The sequence below is a fragment of the Acidobacteriota bacterium genome (assembly GCA_019347945.1).
Taxonomy (GTDB): Bacteria; Acidobacteriota; Thermoanaerobaculia; order Gp7-AA8; family JAHWKK01; genus JAHWKK01.
This window is the reverse complement of record JAHWKK010000002.1, coordinates 18492-39368: the sequence shown is the minus strand read 5'-3', so window position 1 is coordinate 39368 and position 20877 is coordinate 18492. Positions and strand designations below refer to the sequence as shown.

The window sequence follows — 20877 nt, the reverse complement described above, 5'->3', positions numbered from 1 at the left end:
GAGTCGGTTCACGGTCTGGGGCGCGAACGATTGCTCCGTCACGAGCTCGTGCACGCGAGACAGATCCTCCGAAACGGTCCCGTCCGGTTCGTGACGACGTACCTCGTGGAATATCTCCGGGCCCGAATCTCGGGGCTTGGCCACGCTGAGGCCTATCGCGGCATCTCGTTCGAGGTCGAGGCGAGAGAGGCCGAGGAGGCCATCCCGTTTTCAGATCGTGAGCGTTCTGCGATAGAGTCGGGTTCAGGCACCGCTTCCGCAGTCGCAATCGCATCCGGGAGCCGGCAAACCTTCACACCACAAGGGAGACTCGATATGCACACTTACGAGACCAGAACCTTCGATCTCAGCGGCCTCAAGGGCATCTCCGACGAGACGCTCGAGATTCATTTCAAGCTCTACGACGGATACGTCAAGAACACGAACTCGCTCAATGAGCAGATCGCCGACCTCACCAGGGGTGGCCTCTCCGATTCGGACAAAGTCAAATTCTCCGAGCTCGTCAGACGGAAGGGGTTCGAGTACAACGGGATGGTTCTGCACGAGTATTACTTCGGAAACATGAAGAAGAGCGCCGAAGGAGATCCCGCTTCCGGCAATCGCTTCCGCGAGGTCGCCGAAAATGCCTTCGACGGCTTCGATGCCTTCAAAAAGGAGTTCTCGGCGATGGGAGGGATGCGGGGCATCGGATGGGTCATCTGCTATCAGGACCTCTCCAACGGTGCGCTTTCCAACCACTGGGTCGATGAGCATCAGGACGGCAATATCGCCGGTTTCGCGCCGATTCTCGTCATGGACGTCTGGGAACATGCTTTTCTGCGTGACTACAAGCCGGCGGAGAAGGGGAAGTACATCGAAGCTTTCATGTCGAACGTCGACTGGGACGTGGTGGCAGGGCGGCTCAGGCAGCCCGACGGCTCGCGGCGATAGGACCGGACGCGGCCCTCAGCCGGGCCGCGGGCTTCTGATCATTGACCATCCACGGAGCATAAACGGCGGGCCGGAACGCAACTGAAGTCTCCCGGCCCTGATGATTGATTGCCGTGACTTCACCGTCCTGGTGGAGGAGGAGAACATGCCACACACATATCCGCAGGAAGCATCATTGAGAGATGGACGGAGGGTACTGATTCGGCCCTTCCGTGAGACCGATGTCGATGCGCTCTTTTCGTTCTTCATGCGCCTTCCGCAGGAAACGCGGCGGTTCGCGTGGGCTGCGATCGACAAGAAATCGACGGTTCAGGGTTGGGCGGAAAATCTCGACTATTCCCGGGCCTTTCCTCTGCTCGCGCTCGACGGATCGAATGTGGTTGCGGACGCAACGCTGCATCGCCGGGAGGGCGGACCACTCCGGCGGGTGGGCCGGATCAAATGGCTCATCGATCCCGAGTACCGCGGGCTGGGGCTCGGAACCACCCTGGTGAATCAGTTCATCGACATTGCCCGCGAGAACGGAATGCGACATCTGAGCTGCATGCTCGTTTCCGATTTCGAGAAAGATGCCGTCGAAACGCTGCAGGGTCTCGGATTCAAAGCGCACACGTTCGAAGGATATGGAACGGACCCGGAGGGGGCTCAGCACGACATGACGAAGCTGATCCTGGAGTTGAACGGAGGCGGATCCGGTCCTCGCTGCTGAGCTCGCGCCCTCGGTGGTTGGAGGTTGGAGGTTTGAGGTTTGAGGAGATCGACGGGTCGGACTCGTTGGCGCTCCGCCTGGCCGCATTCCTACAACCTCGAACCTCGAACCGCCAACCTTCTCCTAGATGTGAAACCGGCTGACTTCGTTCTCGAACGAGCGTGCCGAGTCTGCAAGGGTGCCGACGGTCTCGTCGAGCTGTTCGGCGAGCGCTTCGTTCTCGCCGGCAATCGTGGTGAGGGATTCCGCGGCCTCGGCGATCTGATCCGTTTCCACGAGCTGGCGCTTCAGCAGATCACGGATCTGTGCCGCATCGCTGGCGATGGTCTCCAGCGCCTCGCTGATTCCGCGGCCCGCCTCGCGCTGCTCCTCCGAGGCTTTTTTCACGCGGGCGGCGATATCGCTCACTCGTTCCGCCTCGTCGGCGAGGAGCGATGTTCCCCGCGCCTGTTCGCTGGTGGACCGATTGATCTCCGCGATCTGTTCGGAGATTTTGGCCGTAACCTCGTGGAGACGCTGACTCGCCTGCGCCTGTTCCTGAAGTGAGCGCGCCATTGCCTTGGCCATTTCAAAGGACTCGTTAGCGCTGTTCAGGATCAGAGAGAGGGAAGCGGAGGCTTCCTGAGCCAGCGAGACGTTCTCGTCGACCATCGCGACGCCCTCGTTCATCGCAGCGACTGCTTCGCCGGACGCCGACTGCACCGCCTTGATGATCGAGCCGATCTCTCGCGTCGAGCCTCTCGTTCGCTCCGCAAGCTCGCGAATTTCCTCGGCGACGACACCGAACCCGAGACCATGCTCGCCGGCCTGGGCTGCGATGATCGCTGCGTTGAGCGAAAGAAGGTTCGTTCTCTCCGTGATGTCCTCGATGACGTCGAGGATGCCGCTGATGCGACCGATCTGTTTCTGCAGATCATCCAGCGTGTTTGCGGATCGGCGTGTCGTTTCCTGAGCCGAGACGATTCCCGAGACCGTCTGTTCGACGGCTTCGCCTCCCGATTGGGCATCCTCCCGGACCTGTCGTGAGATCTCGGCTGTCTTATCGGCGTTGATCCGGAGCTCCCGGACGGTCGAATCCATTTCGGAAACGAAGGAAAGGAGCTCGTCGCCCACACTTCGGAGGTACTCGGTGCGCGTGGTCATTTCGTTTGCCGAGGCGTTCATTTCGGTCGTGGAAGAGGAAGTCTTTTCGACCGACTGGAAGAGCTCGTCCATGAGGCGGGCGATTTCTTCGGCGACGGCTCTGAGCTGGATGGCGCGGCTTGCTGAGTCCTGAGTCGATCCGCTGACCTGGGACGCTGAATCGAGCACGCTTTTCGCCTGCTCGCGAATTCTGGTGATGGCCTGTCTCGTACGGCCGGCCAGATCCGACTGCTTGGTACCGCGATCGAGTAGCGAGCGGGATCCCCCGGTGATGACGTCGACTCCGTTCCTGACGTCTCCACCGCTCTGCGCGACCGCCCGCACGAGCGTCCTCAGGCGGTCACGAGTCTGTCGAAAGCTGGAACCGAGAATACCGATCTCGTCGTCGGAAAATACTCGAATGTTTCCCCTGAAGTCGCCCGTGGAAAGGTTGTCGGCGGCTTTGCGGAGCGCACGGAGGGGCCGATCGATGTCACGCCCGAAGTAGTAGACGATCACCGAGAATTCGATCAGGCCGAGCAGAGCGATGATCAAACCGTAGAGGGCAATCTGATGGGTGACCTGTTGGTAGGGGCCCCAGGGAATCGTCATGACGATGATCGATCCATCGGGGAGGAGGCTGAATCGGGAGACGTTGCTCGAGATGAACTCGGTACTCGTCCCACTTTGCATTTCTCTGATGATTGCCACGTCGCGCTCTGCCAGATTCGTCGCCGCCGACCCCGATACGGATCCGTCCGGATTGAGAAGTGCGATCCCGTAATCCTCAGGAACGAATTCGTCGAGAGCCGAGACGTCGAGATTACCGGCGGTCTGACGCGAGATCGCGATTTCGTAGAGGCGATCGAAGCGGTCTTTTGCCGAGGTGACCGCAAGCTCCTCGAGCGTGGAAGAGACCTGAGCAGATCCCAGAAGGATGAAAACGAGCGCCGTGATCGTCAGAAGCGTCATGAAAATGATCGCGACTTTTCGCGCGATCGACACCCGCGCCCCCTCGTACTCGAATTCCGCGATCTCGACAGCCGAAGCGAAAATGAGCTGCTTCACAGCAAAGTACGAAAAGCAAACCCCGAGTGTCGTGATGATCAGAACTGCAGCGAAGAAATAGAGAAAACCTAGCCATCCGGGCAATATGAAGATCGTCGCGACAATCGCGAATACGGTGCCGGTGCCGAGCCAGTAAACGACGGACGTCGAAAAAGCATCCCGCAGACTCTTCGACAGGCTTTCAGAGACTCTGTGGCCGGCTGAAACCGCGGCGTGGACCCCCGCCGACATCGAGCGAAGCCACCTGGCGTAGAGCAGTCCCCCGGCCAGATAACTCAAAGCCAGCAATGCGATCGCAATCGTCGCCCGGGTCGACGTCGATGCGAGGATGTGCCAGAGAAAGAGGCTGGCAAGCGAGAGACCGATGCAGAGCGGTAGGACCAGCAGCCACAGGATCCATGACTGGCCCCATCCGCGTGATCGGTTCGCGTTCCCCTCGCTCACGCCTGGAGGCCTGCCTCTACGATTTCGGACTCTTCGGCAGTCTCGGGATCGATCGGGTAGCGACCGGTAAAGCAGGCCGTGCAATAACTCTCCCGAGGATTGTCGGGCCCTCCTCGGGCTGCGTCGAGCATGCCTTCGGTCGAGAGATAGGCGAGCGAATCCGCCTCGATGTACTCCCGGATTGCCTCGACCGAGTTGTTGCTCGCGATCAGCTCGCGGCGCCTCGGCGTATCGATTCCGTAGTGACACGGCCCCGTGGTCGGCGGTGAGGAGATTCTCATGTGAACCTCCCGCGCCCCGACGGCTTTGAGCATGCGAACGATCTTGCGCGAGGTCGTGCCCCGTACGATCGAGTCATCGATCAGGACGAGCTTCTTGCCTTCGACGATTTCCCGGACGGGATTGAGCTTGATCTTGACGCCGAAGTTCCGGATCGACTGTTTCGGCTCGATGAAGGTCCGACCGACGTAATGATTGCGCACCAACCCGAGCTCAAAAGGAATTCCGGATTCCTGGGCGTATCCGAGTGCGGCGTAGAGGCCTGAATCGGGGACCGGGATCACGACATCGGCATCCACCGGATGCTCCCGCGCCAGCGTTGCGCCGAACCGCTTCCTCGTCTGTCCCACATTGGCGCCGAAAATCATCGAATCGGGGCGGGCGAAATAGACATGCTCGAAGACGCATTGCGCGGCACGCGGTGCCGGTTCGTACGAGAGGATCCGGATTCGATCCTCGGGTGGGACTCCCGGCCGAACGCAATCGAGCGCGACGATCTCGCCGGGGCGGATCTCGCGGATGGTCGTTGCGCCGATCAGATCGAACGCGCAGGTCTCGGACGCGATGCAGAGCGCATCGTCGAGCTTGCCGATGATCAGCGGTCGGAAGCCGTGGGGATCCCTCGCTCCGATGATCCTCCCCGGCGCCATCGCCACGACCGACCATGCGCCCTTCAGTCTGGAGAAGGTGTCGACGAAGGCAGCTTCCACTCCTTCTGCATGGGAGCGTGCGACCAGATGAACGATGACTTCGGAATCCGACATCGTGTTGAAGATCGAGCCATCTCGCTCGAGCTCCGATCGGACCCTGTTTCCGTTGACGAGATTTCCGTTGTGGGCGACGGCGATCGGACCTTTCGAAGTCGACGCGACGAGCGGCTGCGCGTTGCAGAGGAGGGATCCGCCCGCGGTCGAGTAACGAACGTGACCGATGGCCACTTCACCCGGCAGCCGGTCGAGTCGCTCTTTGTCGAAGACGTCGGCGACATAGCCCATGTCGCGCTCGAGGTGGATCTGCGGTCTGCCCTGCTGAACGAAGTGCTCGCCCGTTCCGTCGGAACCCGCGGGGGGTCCGATATTGGCGCCCGAGGGGACCGAGGCGGTCGACATCGAGGCGATCCCGGCGCTCTCCTGTCCACGATGCTGGAGCGCGTACAGCCCGAGGTAGGCGAGGTTCGCGGCGTCGGGATGATCGATCACCCCGAAAACGCCGCACTCGTGATGGAACCGGTCCTTCACTCCCCGATTAAATCACAGCTCGGAGCCCGAATGGCGAACCGCTCAATCGAGCCGGAACCCGACCTTGAGCTTGACCTGGTATTCGGCCACTGCTCCGTCGCTGATTCTTCCTCTCATTTCGGTGACCTCGAACCAGTCGAGGTTGTGGAGCGTACTCGAAGCTTTTCGGACGGCCCGGTCAGCCGCCTTTGCGAACGACTCGGACGAGGTGCCCACGACTTCCACAAGCTTGTAAACGCTGTCTGACATTGTTCCTCCGGTGGCAGTCTAACGAATCGGCCTCGCCATCACCACGCGGTTCTCGCCCCGCACGAGGGACAGACCAGCGCCTGAGAACGGATCATGGCCCCGCAGGCGCCACACGGACTTCGCCGGCTTCCAATGCGCCATAAGAGCACCCCCGACACGATGGCGAGCGCAATTGCGGCGAGTCCTGCGAACGGGGAGAGGATGGCCGCCGCACTGATCGTGGCTGCGGTCGCCGCCTCTCCGGCCGAAAAAATCTTCCCGACCGATTCGTGCGCGATCTCGGCTGATTCCCGCATCGGTCTTCTGATCGCGTTTCGGGCGCCGTGAACGGTAATCGCCGTCACCCCTCCGAGAAGCCCCGAGCCCGCGAGCTCGGTGATCTCCGGATCAAGCTGTCCCACGACGGCAGCCACCGCGATGAACCCGGCGATGAATTTCGACAGATAGCCGACGATCGCGGAAGCGCCGCCGAGATCGGGATGAGCGTCGACCCACAGCTCGACGATGACCAGGACGGCGAGGATGGAGATCACGACCGGGTGGGCGATCCAGAGGTAGTCCTCCGAAAGATCGAACCAGACCGTGTAGTGGAAGAGCCCCAGCAGAAGGACAGGCACGAACGCCTTTGCCCCGGCGCCTGTGGCGAGTCCGAATGCGGTCAGCAGTGTCAGTATCTTCATCTCCGGCCTCCTTATCCGATGTTGGTCATCGAATGCGTGAACCACCCGATCGCGTATCCCATTGCAAGCAATGAAATCAGAATGAAGGTCAGAATGAGTGCGAGTAGCAGCAGAACGAGCTTCTCCCACAGCTCGGGCGGTTCCCTCTCCTTTTCCTTCCTCAGACTACGAAGAATGTAGCGGTGGGTTGCGAAGGTGAGGAGCGCGAAGGTGAGCCCGCCTGCCCCGGCTCCGACGATCGGGGCCAGAGTCGCGCCATAGCCCACCGTGCCCGCGACGATGAGCCCGAGCCGGGTGATCCACCGGACGAACATCCTCCTGCGGGCGCTGAGAAGCAGCATCGCCCTCCGCGCGAGCACGAGCCGGAGCACGACCATCTGCGTCACGAGAAGAAACGCTGCGGCGACAGGCGCCGCGACATTCGTCAGCGGTACGGCGAGCGAAGCGACCGCAAATGCGATGCTGCCCCAGAGGAGAAGCTCGTTCGCCGTTCTCTTCTGCCAGGCAACGGTTTCCTCGTAGACGAGATCGAGCCGGCGGAGAGGTCGCCCGTGGTCGTCGATGACCGCTCGCCCACAGGTCGGGCACAGCCCTTCTCCACGCGGGACCTTCTCAGCGCACCAGGGACATCGACTCATTCGGTCGTGAGCTTTCCGATGAGGGGGGATCTTCCTCGTCGTCCGGCGGCTCATCTGGCGGCTCATCCTGAGGCTGATCCCGGGGTGGAGGCTCTCGCTGCCGCTCGACTTCGCGCCGCGATCCCGAGGTGTCAACCGGAAGCGGCTGGCGCCGCTCCATTCGGGGTGGCTCCTCGATCGGTCGCGGCTGCGAGGGCGTCTGCTGCTGTTCCTCGCCCGGTTCCGTGCGGAAGATCCCGCCCTCGAGCACGTCGCCCGTCCCCTCGATTCCTTCGCCCATCAGATCCTCGAAGCTCGGAAACTCCAGATCGGGGAGCTCAGGCTCGGGACGCAGATGTTTCTGACAGGTGAGGGCTGGTTGCGTGCCGCTCTTGAAGGCTTCGGAAATCTGCACGTTTTCCGGGCAGTATGGACTGGCGAGCTGTCCCGTCGTCCGGTCGATGGTCACGAACGTGATGCCGGGGGGGACGGCGAAGTCGCGGTTTCCATCCGCGACATCCCTGATGAAGCTGGTCCAGATCGGCAGTGCACCCTCGGATCCCGAAACGCCGATCGGAGCGTTGTCGTCGAACCCGACCCATGTGAGCGCCAGGATGTCGGGAGTGAAGCCGATGAACCACGAGTCGCGCCTGTCGTTCGTCGTCCCTGTCTTGCCAGCAGCGGGAGCTCTGAAACCCGAAGCCCTGACTCCCGCGGCTGTTCCGCGATCGACGACACCCTTCATGACGTCGACGACGAGATATGCGTCGCGCTCGGGAAAGACCTGAAGCGAATCGACCTCGCCTTTGACCACGTCACCATCCTCGTCGACGATGTAACGGACGGTATGCAGAGGGATTCTCGATCCCATGCGCGCGATCGTCGTGTAGGCCTCGGCCATCTGAATGGGCGGAATATCGGCAGACCCCAGGAAGAGCGCTGGAACCTCGTCGAGCTCCGCCTCGATGCCGACGGCCTTTGCCGCCCTGATGACCGCATCGAGCCCCGTAGCGAGACCGAGCCTGACTGAAGCAGTGTTCATCGACTTTTCGAGCATCTGCCGGACGGTGACGACACCGTAGTAGGCGCCCTCGTAATTTTTCGGCGACCAGTCGCGTGCGAATCGGCGTTTGTAGGTGAACGGCTCGTCCTTCACCTGAGTGGCCGGGGTGATGTTCTGCTTCGACAGGCTCGGCTCGAACGCTGCGAGGAGGATGAAGGGCTTGAACAGCGAGCCGACCTGGCGTTCGGCGGAGAGCGCACGATTGAACTGGCTGATCTCGAAGTCGCGCCCGCCGACGAGCGCCCTGATCTCGCCGCTGGGGACGTCGACCGCGATGAGCGCCCCCTGCACCGGCTCGGGACGCGACCGGATCTCGGGAACCGTACGGGCGAGCCGCTCCAGACCGGTTTTGAGCCGCGTCGCGGCCGCTTCCTGCCAGCCGAGATCGATGGTCGTGTAGACTGACAGCCCCTGACCGGCCGGATCGTCAATTCCGTAGTTCTCCTGCAGCTCCCTGATGACCGCGTCGACGAAGAACGGGATCGATCCGAGGTTCCGCCGTGTGCGATCCGGTGCTTCGGGAAGGGCGGTTTCGACCGCTTCCTCGTACTCCTCCTCGGTGATCTCTCCCGCGTCGAGCATTCGTTTCAGCACGCGATCCCTTCGCTTCTTTGCCGTGTCCGGCGCTTCGAACGGGGAGTAATTGTTCGGCGAGGGAATCATCGATGCGAGCAGAGCCGACTCGGAAATGCCGATCTCGGAGACCGGCTTGCCGAAATAGAAGCGGGAGGCCTGTCCGACTCCGATGATCGAGATCGACTGATCGCGGCCGAGGTAGATGTCGTTGAGGTATGCCGACAGAATCTCGTTCTTGCTGTAGCGGGCTTCGAGGATCACGGCCATGAACGCTTCGAGGATCTTCCGCCGGTAGCTCTGCTCGCCCGTCAGGTAGTAGTTCTTGACGAGCTGCTGGGTCAGGGTCGATCCGCCCTCTCGAACGCCGCCGGAGCGGAGATTCGCGAACAGCGCCCGGAAGATTCCGAGGGGATCGACACCCGCGTGACGCCGGAACCGCACGTCTTCCGCGACGATGACGGCGTCCTGGAGGTGCTCGGGAATCTGCTCCAGTGTGACGGGGCTGCGATTTTCGAGGCGATCGCTGAGAATCGAGGTGAGCAGCTCCGGCTCGAGAATGGCGGTTTCGACCGGGGCCCCCTCCGGACCGTTCGTGACCGACTCGATCGCCCCGCCTGCGAGATTCACGGTGTAAAGGCCGCCCTCACGGTCCCCATCCGGGTAGTCGAACGAGCGGCCCCAGATGGCGAATGTTGTCCCCTCCCGGTTGTATTCACCCTCCTTCGAGGGCTCTTCGACGGCCCTGTAACCGAGCCGCTGCAGCCGCGCCTCGAGCTGATCGGCGGTCGTTTCGACGCCCGGACGAAGCGGTGTCGCGTCGGTGTAGATCAGAGTTGGAAGTGAGACCCGACGGATCTCGAAACGCTTGGTCGCCTGGTAGTAGAGCAGGCCGGCCGATACGACCATGACGATCGCGAGGATGACAACGCTCCAGGCGATCGTGCGGAAGACGGTGCCTCGGCTCGGCATCCTCAAGCGGCGTGGCTTCTGTGGCGCTTCCTCAGACATCTTTCATCCCGGCGATGGCCAGATTCCGCCCGACGCGTGGTCCGCTGCGACGATAGGAGTGAAAGATCGAGCCGTCGCAACGAGTGCAGAGGCCCGTGTCGTGGATCTGTGACGCGGCGAAGCCGTGCTCGATCAGCTCATCCGTGACGATTCCGGCGAGGTCGAGCAGCGGATTCCGTTCGCCGCGCTCGCGGATGTGTGCGTCGATCGAGCCGTGACTGTCACGGAATGCGTCGACGACTTCCCGGCCGACCTCGAAGCAGCAGCTCCGGATCGAAGGGCCGAGGAAAATTCGCGTAGAGGGGGAGGCTTGACGCGGAAGGGCACCCAGGGTTCGGGAGACGATTCGTTGGGTCGCGCCGCGCCAGCCCGCGTGGATTCCAGCGGCGATTCTGTTTCCGGAATCGATCAGAGTCACCGGGAGGCAATCTGCAACCTTGGTGCCGAGGGAAATCGAGGGATCGTCGGTCCATAGCGCGTCACAGGCCTCCTCGGTTTCACCGCATCGGGAGTGTGTCGCGCGAAGCGCGGTCGCGCCGTGAACCTGGGCGCAGGTGGCGAGGGCGCGGGTCGAGCCTGCGCGTTCCCGTGCGAACGAGAGGATTTTCTCGCGGCCCGCCGGAGTGAGCGCGCCGTCGAAGTCAGCCGTCGTCCAGAAGACGAAGGCATCGGCGGGCTCGGGGTCGGGTACGACGACCCGGCCGAGAGCGGGATCTCTGATGATTCTGATGGTCACCGCAACGTCGACTTCAGGAACTCCGCGAAAGCGGCGCGGAGGTCCGCCTGAGCACTCTCATCGACGGTACCAGCAAGTTTGTCGAGGTTGCGAACCAGCGTGCGAATGGCATCGTCGCCGTGGCCCGTATGGATGCCATCGACGACCTCGTCGTACTGTTCGTCGATTGCCTTCTGGGCGGAGGGACCGAGACGCTGGTCCGCGAGACGCCGGATGCCATTTGCGAGATCGACTAGACGGCGGCGATCGTCCGGGGCTCTGCCCCCACCGGACTCAGTCGAGGTTTTTTTTTTAGCTCCACGAGGTTCGAGCTCACCATTCCGTAGAGGAGCTTGGCTACCTCGAAGGGAGCCCAGTCCATACTGCGACCGATCTCGGCGATCGACCGTTCGGAGTCGATTCGGGTAACGATCATCCACTCCAGAGGGGAGAGGTTGATCTGCTCGCGCCGATCGGGATCCGCTCTGAGGACCGGCACCATCTCCACCGACGGAATCTTTTTCGACAGCACCCGCCACTCATCGAGTCGGCGGGCGGCCTCCATGAGCAGATTGGTGTTCGATTTCGTGATCGTCTGCTCCACAGGGTCGGTTCCGGGAGTGAAGAGAAAATCGCCATCGTCCCATATGGCGAGCGCGTAGACCGCCTCCTCACCCGTGACGTCGCCGACCTCCGCGTGGATGATCTGGCCATCTCTGAGGTAGATATGACCTTCTCGATCGTCCCGTGTGAGGACGAATTTTCCAGTCTTGCCGGATACTGAGACGAGCTGGACGATGTCCGGTAGTAGTAGCTCTTTGAGCGAGCCCTGAAATGCCATGATGTTCCGATGGCTCGATTCGGGTGAACGAGCCGGAGGTGAAGATTAGCGCATGGAAAGAGTGGATTCAAGAACTTCGGGTTCGCTGCGCCGGCGAGCGTATGCGACCGCGGCCGTCACGAAGCCGACTGCGAAAAGCATTCCGGTCGCAAATCTCGCCGGGTTGCCGGTGGTCCAGATTCCGAGAGCCTGACCGGTTCCGTCGATCGCAAGCGGAATCATCAGCACGATGCCGAGAGCGAGCGAAGCGGAGCGCACCCGGAGGAGAAGTGCCGCGAGCGCGGCGAGGATCCCGCCGAGATAAATGCCGGTGCATCGCGCGCAAATCGGCAGGAGATGATCCGCGATCCGCAGCGATCGCTCCGGGATTCCGTGGCAGATCATGGAAAAGGGAAGTCTCGCGGCATCTCGCCATGGATGAGGGAGGACGGTGGCAATCAGGACGAATGTGAGAATCGTCCCGGTGACGGCGAGCGTCGCCGTCAGGACTGCATTGACCGTTGCCGTGCGTCCGGTGCTCATGAGAGGCTCCGGAACCGCTTCAGATGGCGGAAAGCGGCGACCTTGTCCCCTCTCCGCTCGTAAAGCTGAGCCAGGTTGTAATGGGCGTCGGCGAGGGAGTCATCGATCGAGATCGCACGTTCGTAGGCTTCGATCGCGTCTCGATAGCGTCCGGAGTCTTCCAGAACGACGCCGAGATTGAAGGCGGCGAGAGAACTGGAGGGATCGGCTTCGAGAGCGGCGCGGTACCGGGATTCCGCGCTTGCAAGGCGCCCCTGTTCGTGCAGCAGCCGTCCGAGATTGACCAGTGCATCGACGTGACGCGGGTCGATTCTGAGGAGTCGCTCATAAACCTCGATGGCTTCATCGATCGCGAGGACTTCGAGCTCGAGCGCGAGGTCGAAAAGTTCTGCGGGCGGCATCGTCTCGTCTTCTGCGGCTTTCCTCGCGATTGGGAGCGCTTTGCCGGCGATGTCGGCGACCTCGAAACCGAACACGTACTGCCCGGAATCGGGCTCCCAGGCGACCGACCCGTCCTGAACGACGACATCTTCCCCTTCGGCGGACAACCGGACTGCCGACAGCGAACGGCCTGCGGGGAGCTGCGAACGAAGCCGCTCGAGGGATCGCCGGACGCGTCGCGCGGGGAGGTTCGATCGGACGAGCTCGGTGGCGACTCGGAGAATGATCAGATCCTGGAACGAGAAGAGATAGACGTTTCTCGGTCCCCGTCGAGGCTCGACGTAGCCGCTTCGGGCATGCCGCCTGACCTGCGCCGGCGAGAGCCCGAGAATCTCCGCGACCTCGATCGTCCTGTATTCCATCCGAGAACGCCAAACAAAGCGGGCCCGGGCTTTCTGCCGGAGCCCGCCAGATTCGCACTCGTTTCACAGGAGCCGTTTAAGTTGTCGACGTTCAGTCCGCTCGTATCTCTTTCGGGAAAGTGCACGATCGAACACATCAGATTCATGTTGGAAGGACGAAGTGGTGATCTTCGTGACGGGGCCACGGCCGGAAGCGAAGCTTTGTTTTGCAAGTCGGAAATCCTTCCTGGGCGCGAAAGAGTCGAATTTCGAGGACGACCCTCGCGTTTTCCTCGCCGAGAGAGCGATCTTAGCATGGCGGTCGCGACCCCTTAGCTCGTTGTTTTTCGATAGTTTACCCGGTTCAGAAACCTTAAAGGAGAAAAGAATCCATGAAGCGCTTCTTCATATTTGTGGCAGCTGCAGTGCTCGCTGTTCCCGCCCTCGGCGGAGTGGCTTACGACTTTTCGATGACGACCACGGGAGAAGGCCAGAACTCGAAGATGGCTGGTGTCGCGAAGGTCGAAGGGTCGAGCATGAGGATGGAGATCACCGAGGGTGATGAAGGTATCTTCGAGACCGGCTCGGTCATCGTTTCGAAGGATGGGGGCTCTTCGATGGTCGTCATTGACCCGAAGGAGCAGACCTATTTCGAGCTTTCCGTCGATCAGATCTTCAACCAGCTCGCCGCGATGATGGAATCGATGGGGAGTAACTTCGAGATGTCGATCAAGAACCAGAAGATCAACGTCCGGGATCTGGGTTCCGGCGGGACGATCGCGGGTTATGCGACGACCAAATATCAGGTCGACGCGAAGTACGACATCATCATGTCGATGATGGGTATGAACATGACGATGAACGTCGACAGCAGCACCGTCATGTGGGCCACCCCGGAAATCTCGAAGGAGAGCGCGACCTTTTTTCAGTCGAAGGGTCTGAAGACCGGAATGAAGGATCTCGATGCGCTGATCGAGCAGTACTCCGACAAGATCGAGGGCTTTCCGCTCAAAACCGAGGCGGATTCCACGATGGTCATGATGGGCAGAAACGTGAAGTCGCGGACGATCACGGAGGTCTCGAACGTTCGAGAGACGACCGTTCCGAGCTCGGAATTCAACGTTCCGAGTGGCTACACGAAGGTGGACAGCCCGCTCGAGGAAATGGTGAAGGGCGCTCGCTGAGCTTTTCCGGCGGTGATACGCTGAGGTTGCGGGAGGAAGAGACCATGAGCGAAGTCGAGATCACTGAACCGGGCGGCGGCACTCCTCTATCCGGACGCTCCGACGGGGACGACCAGCTCTCCCTCTTCTCTCCCGAAGCCATCGAGACCGTGAAGCGACAGTGGGAGGAGTGGAAGCGCGAGTCCCATGATCCGATGATCGAAAAGCGGGGGGTCTGGAAGAGTGACTTCACGACCACCAGCAGCGCGCCGGTCAATCCCCTCGGTGTGCCACATCAGGTCGCCGGGCTCGACTACGAGCGCGACCTCGGTAATCCCGGTGAGTTTCCCTACACCCGAGGCGTCCACCCCACTGGTTATCGCGGGAAGCCATGGACGATGCGGCAGTTCGCGGGATTCGGCACCGCGGAGCAGACCAACGCACGCTATCACTACCTTCTGAAGCAGGGCCAGACGGGCCTCTCCGTCGCGTTTCACCTCCCGACTCTCTACGGCTACGACTCCGATCACGAGTACAGCAATGGAGAGGTCGGCAAGTGCGGGGTTGCAGTCGACACTCTCGCCGACATGGAGACGATCTTCGAGGGAATCAGCCTGGAGGACGTGACCGTCTCCATGACGATCAACTCCACGGCGCCGATTCTCCTGGCAATGTATCTCGCGGTCGCCGAGAAGCAGGGAGCCGACTGGAAGAAGATCTCCGGCACACTGCAGAACGACATACTGAAGGAGTACATTGCGCAGAAGGAGTACATCTATCCGCCGCGTCCTTCGATGCGCCTGGTGACCGATACGTTCCGCTTCTGCACCGAGAACGTACCGCGCTACAACACGATCTCGATCTCCGGCTATCACATCCGGGAAGCGGGCTCGACCGCCGCGCAGGAGCTCGCATTCACACTTCGCGATGGTCTCGAGTACGTCGAGTACGGCATTCGCGCCGGTCTCGACGTCGATGACTTTGCTCCTCGCCTTTCGTTCTTTTTCAATTCGCACAACGATTTCTTCGAGGAGATCGCCAAGTTCCGTGCGGCCCGTCGGATCTGGGCACGCGAGATGCGCGATCGGTTCGGTGCGAAAGATCCGAAGTCGATGATGTGTCGGTTCCACACGCAGACCGCCGGCTGCTCGCTGACGGCCCAGCAGCCGTACAACAACGTCGTCCGTGTCGCCATTCAGGCGATGGCCGCGGTTCTCGGAGGAACCAACTCGCTCCATACGAACTCGCTCGACGAGACGATGGCGCTGCCGACCGAGCAGGCGGCTCGAATCGCACTCCGGACCCAGCAGGTCATCGCTCATGAGTCGGGTCTGGTGAACACCACCGACCCGCTCGGTGGATCGTGGTTCGTTGAAGAGGCGACCAACCGGATCGAGGCAGAGTGTCTCGAGTACTTCCGGCGGATCGACGAGCTCGGCGGTATGGTCGAGGCGATCGAGGCCGGATTCCCGCAGCGCGAGATCTGGGACGCGTCGTACCGCTATCAGCGTGCGATCGACAGCGGAGAGAAGATCATCGTCGGCGTCAACGAGTTCCGGATGGACGAGGAGGATCCCTACGACATCCTCTACATCGACGACTCGATCGCCGAGGGGCAGATCGCCGCGCTGAACGAGATCAGGAACGAGCGGGATCAGGCGAAAGTCGAGCGGACTCTCCAGGCACTCAGAGATGCCGCGAAGATCGAGACCGAGAACACGATGCCATTCATCCTCGACTGTGTGAAGGCATACGCTTCGGTGGGCGAGATCTCCGATGCTCTCCGGGACGTGTTCGGCACCTACCAGGAGCCGGCAGCCTTTTAAGGCAGGATCCAGGAGACAGGATTCAGGATCCAGAGACGCGGGACCAGCTTGCTGCACTGCAACGATCATGGACGAAGGTTTGCTCTCGCGAAACCCACCCCCTCGTCATCCTGAGCCGCCGAAGGACGGCGAAGGATCTGGGTGGCGACTCGTGGAAAAAGTTGACGAGTGAGCCGCAACGATGACTCACGATCCCCCGCCCAGATTCTTCGCCCGTGCTCCGCCGGGCTCAGAATGACGAGTGGTTCGCTCCTGTCTCCCGAATCCTGTTTCCTGAATCCTGTCTCCTGAATCCTGTCTCCTGAATCCTGTTTCCTGAATCCTGTCTCCCGAATCCTGTCTCCTGAATCCTGTCTCCTGAATCCTGTCTCCTGAATCCTGTCTCCTGAATCCTGCTTTTTTGCTATCATCGAGGCAAGCGGCTCTACGTGTGTCGTGTGGGCAGGGGAGGAAGATGGAGCTGGACGAGCTTTTCAGGAGCCGGCGTGGCAATGAACTGATCGGGGTGATCATTCTCGCCCTCGGGATCACCATTGCGCTCGCGCTGGTCACCTACCACCCCGGCGACTCCTCGGCGTTCAATACATCCAGCAATCCTGCGATCTCCAACGCCATCGGCTATTACGGTGCCACGGTGGCATGGCTGCTGGTCAGCTTTCTCGGGGCGGGAGCGCTCTTCGTTCCGGCAGTTCTGGTGCTGCTGGGCTGGAAGCGATTCTGGGGCGAGGAGGTCGATCACTTCAGGACGAAGTTTCTCGGTGTCGTCATTCTGCTGACGGTCATTCCGCCGCTGCTCGATCTGGCGCTGGGTCAGTTCTGGTTCCGAGGGGCGCTGGTCGATGCCGGAGGCTATTTCGGGGAGCAGATCCGAGCGGCAATTGCAGCGAACATGAACGCGACGGGTGCTGCCATCGCGCTCGTGACGTTACTTCTCGTCGGGCTTCTGCTTGCTACTCGCGTCAGCCTCGCCGACATCTTCTCCCGACTCCGACAGCTCATCGCGTACGGCTGGAGTGTCCTGCTGGTTCACTGGTCCCGACTCACCGAGCGGCGCCGGAAAGACCGGATGAAATCGGTCGTCGTCAGAAAGCATCTCGAACAGACGCCCGCAACTGCCGAACTGATCCGGCCCGTCGTCGATCGAACGCCGGCCGTTCGACAGGTCAGCGGTCCCGGTTCGTTCAGCGTGCGCCGCGTCACCCGAGACGATCTCCGACGCGCCGCCGCCGAGATGGGTCGCGATCCGGAGGAGGTGAGGGAGGAGGGGACGTTCTTCGAGCGCGAGGCCCTCGAGGAAAACGTGACTAGCATCTCCCGCCGCAAGCTCAGACGTGACGAAGCCGAGGCTGATGGGCTCATCCTCGGTGACGAATCGAACTTCAAGCCGCCGAAGAGCACGCCGGCTCCGCGCCGCACCCGCACGACTTCCTCCAGGCGGCTGCCGCACGTCGGTCTGCTCCTCGAGGGCTCGGGTGGCGGTAAGCTCGACGAGTCGGAGCACCGGCGGTTCATGGATCTCGGGAAGCTCATCGAGCAGACCGCAGGCGAGTTCAACGTCGAGGGGGAGGTCACCGCATATCATCCCGGCCCCGTCGTTACCACCTTCGAGTTCAAACCGGCCCCGGGGGTCAAGTACGCGAAGGTCGTGAATCTCGGTGACGATCTCGCGCTCGCCCTCGAGGCCGAATCGATCCGGATCGAGAGGATCTCCGGCTCGTCGACGGTCGGGATCGAGATCCCCAACAGCCGGCGTGACCTGATCGCGCTGAGGGAAATCATCGACACCAAGGCCTTCCAGAGAAGCCAGTCGCCCGTCACCGTCGCGCTCGGAAAGGACATCCACGGCGAGCCCGTCGTGACCGATCTCGCCAGGATGCCGCATCTTCTCGTCGCCGGTGCGACGGGCGCAGGGAAGTCGGTCGGTCTGAACTCGATGATCGTCTCGCTCCTCTACAAGAGCTTTCCGAGCGACCTGAGACTCCTGATGATCGATCCCAAGCTGGTCGAGCTCAAGGTTTACGAAGACGTCCCCCATCTGCTCCATCCGATCGTCACCGATCCGAAGCTGGCCGCGAATGCTCTCCTCTGGACCGTTCAGGAGATGGAGAACCGGTATCGCCTCCTCGCAAGCTGCGGCGTGCGCAACATCGTGCAGTTCAACGAGCTCCTCGAAGACTCTGCGCGACTCGAAAAGCGGAAGGCGAGACTGAACGAGGAGCAGATCGATCTGCTCCAGCACATGCACTACATCGTCGTGATCATCGACGAGTTCGCCGATCTGATGATGGTGGCTTCGAAAGAGGTGGAGGATTCGGTGGCACGGCTCGCTCAGAAGGCGCGCGCGGTCGGTATCCATCTGATTCTCGCAACGCAGCGCCCGTCGGTCGATGTCATCACCGGCGTCATCAAGGCGAACTTTCCCTCACGCATCGCCTATCAGGTCGCCTCCAGAATCGACTCCCGAACGATTCTCGACACGCAGGGTGCCGAAAAGCTTCTCGGGAACGGCGACATGCTCTTCCTCCCGCCCGGGACGGCGCGGATGCGTCGTCTGCACGGCGCTTACGTCTCGGAGCAGGAGATCTCCGAGGTGGTGGAGTTCGTCAAGAAATGCCAGGGAGACCCCGATTACATCGAAGAGGTCACGGCGGCGCCGGAAGAAAAGACCGGAGCCGACGGAATCGAGTTCCTCGACGATCCGAAGTACGACGAGGCCGTTCGGACGGTACTGACGACCGGACAGGCGTCCGCCTCCTATCTGCAGCGACGTCTCCGCCTCGGTTACTCCCGCGCCGCGCGTCTCATCGAGATGATGGAAGCGAACGGAATCGTCGGCCCGAGCCAGGGATCGAAGCCGCGCGAGATCCTGATCCGCGAAGATGATTACCCGGCTGAGAAGAGGATATGAAAAGAAGAGGATATAAGGATATGAGGATTTAAGGATTTAAGGATGTTGGACCTTCTCCCTCAAGTGCGCGCCATCCTCATGATTTCCGGCGTCCCCCAATCCGCATATCCTCAAATCTCTCCTCCTCATATCCTTATATCCTCACATCCTTAAATCCTTCAAAAAACAATGCTCCGGCTCGTCCCAGAGATCGAACAGCGCGGTGCCGGCGAGCAGCTCGTGCGCATCGAGCGTCGGGAGATCTTCTCGATCTGGTCGCCGCTTCGGTTCCTGATGCTGGCGGGTGTCAGCCTGATCGTCGGTGCCGCGGCGATGTGGCTCGCCGAGACACCCGGCGAGACGGTCCACATCATCGGCATCGCGACCGTCCTTCTGACCTCCGCGATCTGCTACGGATGGGCAACGAGGCGGGGAAGCGCGGAAGCGACCGTCGGCGAGATCGTTCTTCTGCTGGGAGCACTGCTGTTCTCGACCGCGATCGCGTGGATCGAGATCCGCTACGCGGTCCTCGGAAGCCGGTGGTCCTGGCATCTGCTGCTTCTCGCCGCCTTCCATGGCGCGACCGCCTATCGCTTCGGATCGCGCGCGGTCATGACCGTCGCGATCGTTTCGCTCGCCGGGTGGTGGGGAGTCGAGCGGAGCGGTCAGTTTCTCTCCGCCGGTGCGTTCGGAGCGGGAGGGCGGCTCCTCGCCGCCGCCGGCTCGATCGCGATCTGGGGATTGCTCGATGCACGGCTGGCCGCACCATCGAAGTTCACTCCGTACTTCCGGGGCTTCGCCATCAATCTCGCATTCATCGGCGCGATCTGCTGGATCGTCTCCGATGAGGCGCGGTGGATCGGTCTCGCGATCCTGATCGTGCTCGCCGCGTTCGCCATCGTTCGAGCGAGAGCGGGTACGCGGGACGAGGAGCTGTTCTACGCGGTCGTCTATGGAGCCATCGGCCTCGACGCGCTGGTTCTGAGCGAAGTCCAGTCGGAGTTTGCGACGATCTGGATCGCGCTGACCTCGCTCGTCCTCGTCGGCTTCACGGTCTGGTTCCTCTCGAAGCGGAGGTCGCGGTGAGATTCCGGCCGACGGTTGCGGTCGAGAGAATGATCGCCGCCGCGAAGCGCGTGGGCGAGAATCCCGTGACCGTTGCGCGGGAGCTCGAATGGAGAACGACCTCGACCTTTCCCCGTCTCGCGCTCTTCGCCCTGACGGCAGTCGGGATCTATGCGTCGTTCGGAATCGTCATCCTCTTCGACATTCTCGAGCAGGAACCCGCGCAACTTTTCATTGGATTGTTCTCGATTGCAGCGGGCGAGCTGCTGATCGACCGGCGGCGGTTCTTCCGGCATGGGGTCGAGGAGGCGCTCTGGTCGATCGGAGCCGTCATGATCGTCACGTCTCCCGGCGGAGATTCGGTTCCGGCGGGGCTGGCGGCCATTGGTGTTGCTCTGGCAGTCTCTGCGATCCGTCTGCTCAATCCCTGGATCGGTCTGGCTTCGGTGGCTTTCCTTGGCGCCAGCCTTTCGGATTGGATCGACGACACGGCAGTAGGCTGGGTCGCGCTGATTCTCGCGATTCTGTTTGCCATCATCGATACCTTCGAGCAGAAACGCCCCTTCCACGCGCGGTTCGTCGAGCTGTCGACGATCCTCTGCTACGGGTTTGCGGCGGCGATTCTGAGCTCGAAAGGCGTTGCGGGCCTTACGGCAGCGGTGATCGGCGGAATCACGCTCGCGGCGATCGGTCTGCGGCGCCGGATTCTCGCGCCGATCCTCGCTGTCCTCGCTGGGGGCGGGTTCGTCCTGTACGAGATTTCCGGCTACCTCGACTGGAAGCCGGAGGCGGAGGCGTTTGCCTGGGGGCTCGTTCTGCTCACCTCGGCGGTCCTCTGGAGCCGGCGATTTGCGGGGAAGACCGAGGGGATCACGTCCGACCGCCTCCGGCGCGCAACCGACGAAGAGATCGCGCAGACGGTTCTGATCGCCGCCGCGACCCCGGGAACTTCGCCGGAATCCGCTCCCGCGCGCGAAGGGGAAGGGGATTTCGGCGGGGGCGGCGCAACCGACCGCTGGTAGCACCGGTTTCCAGCTGGGCGTACGGAACTCAATCCGCGAATATATCGGCACCCCGAGGTGTTCCTCACAGC

17 protein-coding genes are annotated in these 20877 nt (G+C 61.7%); 7 read left to right on the top strand and 10 right to left on the bottom strand.

What is annotated here, in order from left to right; genetic code table 11:
- Nucleotides 1-315 precede the first annotated feature (315 nt).
- Together KY459_01625 and KY459_01620 are read left to right on the top strand one after the other, a co-directional pair.
- Nucleotides 316-930, top strand: coding sequence for a superoxide dismutase (locus tag KY459_01625; protein ID MBW3563408.1), 615 nt, complete (start codon nt 316-318; stop codon nt 928-930).
- 145 nt (nt 931-1075) lie between these two features.
- Nucleotides 1076-1639 carry a GNAT family N-acetyltransferase gene (locus KY459_01620; GenBank protein ID MBW3563407.1) on the top strand — a complete coding sequence of 188 codons (564 nt, stop codon included), beginning with the start codon at nt 1076-1078 and terminating at the stop codon, nt 1637-1639.
- A 123-nt stretch (nt 1640-1762) separates the two neighbouring features.
- Here the strand turns inward: KY459_01620 and KY459_01615 are convergent, their stop codons facing one another.
- From KY459_01615 to KY459_01570, 10 genes are all read right to left on the bottom strand, one after another.
- Nucleotides 1763-4273, bottom strand: coding sequence for a HAMP domain-containing protein (locus KY459_01615; protein MBW3563406.1), 2511 nt, complete (start codon nt 4271-4273; stop codon nt 1763-1765).
- Nucleotides 4270-5790 carry an amidophosphoribosyltransferase gene (gene purF, locus KY459_01610; protein ID MBW3563405.1) on the bottom strand — a complete coding sequence of 507 codons (1521 nt, stop codon included), beginning with the start codon at nt 5788-5790 and terminating at the stop codon, nt 4270-4272. The genes KY459_01615 and purF overlap by 4 nt, the downstream gene beginning before the upstream one ends.
- A 42-nt stretch (nt 5791-5832) precedes the next feature.
- Entirely contained in the window at nt 5833-6039 is a 207-nt protein-coding gene (locus tag KY459_01605) for a dodecin family protein (protein MBW3563404.1), read from the bottom strand.
- A 38-nt stretch (nt 6040-6077) separates the two neighbouring features.
- Nucleotides 6078-6719 carry a DUF4126 family protein gene (locus KY459_01600; protein MBW3563403.1) on the bottom strand — a complete coding sequence of 214 codons (642 nt, stop codon included), beginning with the start codon at nt 6717-6719 and terminating at the stop codon, nt 6078-6080.
- 11 nt (nt 6720-6730) lie between these two features.
- Entirely contained in the window at nt 6731-7357 is a 627-nt protein-coding gene (locus tag KY459_01595) for a hypothetical protein (GenBank protein MBW3563402.1), read from the bottom strand.
- Nucleotides 7332-9950, bottom strand: a complete 2619-nt coding sequence (locus KY459_01590) for a PBP1A family penicillin-binding protein (GenBank protein MBW3563401.1) — start codon at nt 9948-9950, stop codon at nt 7332-7334. The genes KY459_01595 and KY459_01590 overlap by 26 nt, the downstream gene beginning before the upstream one ends.
- A 25-nt stretch (nt 9951-9975) precedes the next feature.
- Complete coding sequence (locus KY459_01585; GenBank protein ID MBW3563400.1) at nt 9976-10719, bottom strand: polyphenol oxidase family protein; 744 nt, start codon at nt 10717-10719, stop codon at nt 9976-9978.
- A gap of 232 nt (nt 10720-10951) precedes the next feature.
- Nucleotides 10952-11539 carry a DUF4388 domain-containing protein gene (locus KY459_01580; protein MBW3563399.1) on the bottom strand — a complete coding sequence of 196 codons (588 nt, stop codon included), beginning with the start codon at nt 11537-11539 and terminating at the stop codon, nt 10952-10954.
- 45 nt (nt 11540-11584) lie between these two features.
- Entirely contained in the window at nt 11585-12061 is a 477-nt protein-coding gene (locus tag KY459_01575; GenBank protein MBW3563398.1) for a DUF2085 domain-containing protein, read from the bottom strand.
- Nucleotides 12058-12864, bottom strand: coding sequence for a tetratricopeptide repeat protein (locus KY459_01570; protein ID MBW3563397.1), 807 nt, complete (start codon nt 12862-12864; stop codon nt 12058-12060). The genes KY459_01575 and KY459_01570 overlap by 4 nt, the downstream gene beginning before the upstream one ends.
- Nucleotides 12865-13235: 371 nt before the next feature.
- Between KY459_01570 and KY459_01565 the strand changes: the two genes are divergently transcribed.
- The 5 genes from KY459_01565 to KY459_01545 all read left to right on the top strand — a co-directional run bounded on the left by KY459_01565 (nt 13236) and on the right by KY459_01545 (nt 20806).
- Entirely contained in the window at nt 13236-14027 is a 792-nt protein-coding gene (locus KY459_01565; protein MBW3563396.1) for a DUF4412 domain-containing protein, read from the top strand.
- A 194-nt stretch (nt 14028-14221) separates the two neighbouring features.
- Complete coding sequence (locus KY459_01560; protein MBW3563395.1) at nt 14222-15832, top strand: methylmalonyl-CoA mutase family protein; 1611 nt, start codon at nt 14222-14224, stop codon at nt 15830-15832.
- 889 nt (nt 15833-16721) lie between these two features.
- Entirely contained in the window at nt 16722-18740 is a 2019-nt protein-coding gene (locus KY459_01555; protein MBW3563394.1) for a DNA translocase FtsK, read from the top strand.
- A gap of 168 nt (nt 18741-18908) precedes the next feature.
- Nucleotides 18909-19805 (top strand): hypothetical protein, encoded by an 897-nt coding sequence (locus tag KY459_01550; protein ID MBW3563393.1) that lies wholly within the window; start codon nt 18909-18911, stop codon nt 19803-19805.
- The gene (locus KY459_01545; protein MBW3563392.1) at nt 19802-20806 is read left to right on the top strand and encodes a hypothetical protein; all 1005 of its coding nucleotides are present in this window, start codon (nt 19802-19804) and stop codon (nt 20804-20806) included. The genes KY459_01550 and KY459_01545 overlap by 4 nt, the downstream gene beginning before the upstream one ends.
- The last annotated feature ends 71 nt before the right edge of the window (nt 20807-20877 follow it).